The organism is Bradyrhizobium sp. (assembly GCF_049512235.1).
In the GTDB taxonomy this organism is placed as follows: Bacteria; Pseudomonadota; Alphaproteobacteria; order Rhizobiales; family Xanthobacteraceae; genus Bradyrhizobium.
This window is the reverse complement of sequence record NZ_JBEKXH010000743.1, coordinates 1-2,926: the sequence shown is the minus strand read 5'-3', so window position 1 is coordinate 2,926 and position 2,926 is coordinate 1. Positions and strand designations below refer to the sequence as shown.

3 protein-coding genes and 1 pseudogene are annotated in these 2,926 nt (G+C 62.6%); 1 reads left to right on the top strand and 3 read right to left on the bottom strand.

The window, feature by feature from the left end; genetic code table 11:
- Both ABSG20_RS34715 and ABSG20_RS34710 read right to left on the bottom strand, forming a co-directional pair.
- Window positions 1-1,747: chemotaxis protein CheA (locus ABSG20_RS34715; RefSeq protein WP_423868945.1), on the bottom strand; the 1,747-nt coding region annotated here is incomplete at its 3' end.
- On the bottom strand, window positions 1,747-1,902 hold the full coding sequence (locus ABSG20_RS34710) for a hypothetical protein (RefSeq protein ID WP_423868944.1): 156 nt from the start codon (window positions 1,900-1,902) through the stop codon (window positions 1,747-1,749). The genes ABSG20_RS34715 and ABSG20_RS34710, both read right to left, overlap by 1 nt.
- 342 nt (window positions 1,903-2,244) lie before the next feature.
- On the opposite strand from ABSG20_RS34710, the pseudogene ABSG20_RS34705 reads away from it, so the two are divergent.
- Window positions 2,245-2,412: pseudogene (locus tag ABSG20_RS34705) on the top strand (GIY-YIG nuclease family protein); the annotation flags it as partial.
- Window positions 2,413-2,592: 180 nt separating this feature from the next.
- On the opposite strand, the gene ABSG20_RS34700 reads toward ABSG20_RS34705, so the two are convergent.
- The coding region (locus ABSG20_RS34700; RefSeq protein ID WP_423868943.1) for a flagellar biosynthesis repressor FlbT at window positions 2,593-2,926 on the bottom strand (334 nt) is incomplete at its 5' end.

Below are 2,926 nucleotides of genomic sequence, written 5' to 3'. Positions count from 1 at the left end.
CGGCGGCGTTGGCGCGCGAGGCGGCGTTGTCCTCGGAGATCTCGTGGCTGGCCGCGCCCGCGGCGCCGAGCGCCTTGGCGATGCCGTTGGGGTCGATGATCATGATCACGGCGCCATCGCCCAGGATGGTATTGCCGGAGAACATGTCGATGTGGCGCAGCTTGGTCGACATCGGCTTGACCACGATTTCTTCGGTGTGGAACACGCCGTCGACCACGATGCCGAAGGTTTGGCTGCCGACTTGCGTCACCACGATAAAGCCGTTCTCGGGGTCTGAGGAGGAGCCGTCGTCGATCTTGAGCAGCTTCTTCAGGTGCATCAGCGGCAGCAGCTTGTTGCGCAGCCGCAATACCGCGGTGTCCTTGATGCGCTCGATGCGATGCTCGGAATTGGCGCGCGCGCGCACCAGTTCGACCACCGACAGCTGCGGGATCGCAAAGCGGTCGCCACCGGCTTCCACGATCAGGGCCGAGACGATCGCCAGGGTCAGCGGAATCTTGATGGTGACGCTGGAGCCTTCGCCGGCGACCGATTTGATGTCGATGGTGCCGCCGATCTGGTCGATATTGGTACGCACCACGTCCATGCCGACGCCACGGCCGGAGACGCTGGTCACGGCGGCCGCGGTCGAGAAGCCCGGCGCGAAGATGAATTTGTGGATCTGCGCTTCCGTCATCTTCTCCAGTTCAGCCTCGTTGACGAGACCGTTCTGAAGCGCCTTGGCCTTGATCCTCTCGGTGTTGAGGCCGCGGCCGTTGTCGGCGATGCAGATGATGATGTGGCCGCCTTCATGATAGGCCGACAGCCGGATCGTGCCCTGCTCGGGCTTGCCACAGGCTGCCCGCTCGGAAGGCGTCTCCAGGCCGTGATCGGCGGAGTTGCGCACCATGTGGGTGAGCGGGTCCTTGATCAGATCGAGCACCTGGCGGTCGAGCTCGGTGTCGGCGCCGTGCATCTCCAGTTCGATCTGCTTGCCGAGTTCGCCCGAGAGGTCGCGCACGATCCGCGGCAGCTTCTGCCAGGCATTGCCGATCGGCTGCATCCGCGTCTTCATGACGCCTTCCTGCAGCTCGGCGGTGACGTTGGAGAGCCGCTGCAGCGGCACCTTGAACTCGGTATCGTCGTTGCGCCTTGAGATCTCCAAGAGCTGGTTGCGGGTCAGCACCAGCTCCGAGACCATCGTCATCAGATGTTCCAGCGTATCGACATTGACCCGGATCGACTGGTTGGCGACCTTGTCGGCCTCCTGCACCTCGACTTCGATGACCGGTTTGCCGGCAACCGCTTTGGCGACGCCAGTTTTTGCGCTGCCATGTTTGGGCGCAGCAGCAGCAGCCGCGGCCGGGGCGGCGGCCTTTTCCGGCTGCGGCGGCGGTGGCGGCGGCGCAATCTCGGTTTCGGTCTCGCGGAAGGCGCGCTCCAGTTCATCCAGCGACACTTCGCCGAGGCGCAAGGGCCGCTCCAGCGTCTGCGGCACCAGGATGCCCTGCGCGATCGCCGGGGCGATGGCGGCCACCGGCTCTGCGACAGCCGACGCCGACGCGATCGGCGGAGCCGGCGCTGACATCGCTGCCACGCCACGCTCAACCATCGCCTGCAGCTCGTCGATCAGGTCCTGATCGGAGCCGTCCGGCTCCGCCTCGGTGGCCTCGAGCCGGCCCAGAATGTCCTTGATGCGGTCGATCGTGCCCAGAATCAGCGTCACCGCCGCGCCGGTCACCGGCATGCCGTCGCGGAATTTACCCATCAGGGTCTCGGCGGCATGGGCCAGCGCTTCCAGCGGAAGATGTTATCGAGAATCTTGGCGTTGTTCGGGTCCTGCTCGAATTTCACCAGTTGATTGTCGACGGTATCCAGGCTCTCGCCGGTCTCCGTCAGGAATTCCCGCAACAGATCGTCCATCGGAATACGCCTTCCAAGCCTTCGTGTTGCGGTCGCCGTCAACCATTCTTCGTGTCAGGGATCCGGAAACTGCCGGACTCCATTATGCCGGCGGCTCTCGCCGGAAAGTGACTGCGCCACCTATACAACCTGCAAGGAATCTTGTCGGCCAGGCCACGTGCGATGGTGCAACGGATGTCCTCGCTTGCGACCAATATCTCCTGCGCTTGCTCATTCGCGTTAATTTTGGTGTCCGTTCTAATACGGAAGCCTCGGCAAATGTCGCGGCAACCGCGAGACCTTCAGCGCACACGGCTCCGGAGCATGAGGGGAGGCACTTGCCGCGCACCATGAACAGCAGTCATCGCCCGGCTTGACCGGGCGACCCAGTATTACAGAGGCGGCGATGGGGGCACGGAGCTCTACGTCTACATACTTGCAAGTCGCATCGGAGGTACACTGTACATCGGCGTGACCAACGATCTCATTGGCCGCGTAGCCGAACACAAATCGAAGGCCGCCGAGAGCTTTATCCAGAGATCGCGGGTGGGTGAGGTCAGCGTTTCGACGGAGAGGTCTCTGGAATACTGGGTCGCCCGGTCAAGCCGGGCGATGACGACCGTTTATGATGCGCGGTAAGTGCTTCCCTCATGCTGGAGGCCGAGGTTTCCTATCAGTTCGAGAACTGCCAGAACTTCGGAAATGCTGTTCCTAGCGCGAGCAGGCCTTGGCCGCGCCCGGCATGCTCATCACCAGCTCTTCTTCGATCTTTATCAATTTCCTGATTTCCTTGAGAGCCTTGTAGAGAGCCCCCGCGGTGACATGGTTGTTGATGCCGTCGATCGCGTCGCGGCAGCTTGCAAGCGCTTCGCGCAGGTCCTTGAGGCCGCCGAGATACGAAGCTCGATATTTCGGAATGTCGTTTTTCAGATACATCAGCTGGACGCAGTAATAGAGCCGCCTGGCCGGGGTGTTGGCGGTTTCCGCGGTGACGGTGTCCTTTTCGCGAAGGATCGGGGCGTCGCCGTCGATCAGGAAAGAAGTC

What these genes read in the sequence shown, in the direction of transcription:
- ABSG20_RS34710 (WP_423868944.1), bottom strand. Translation starts at nt 1,902, where the DNA reads ATGGACGATCTGTTGCGGGAATTCCTGACGGAGACCGGCGAGAGCCTG.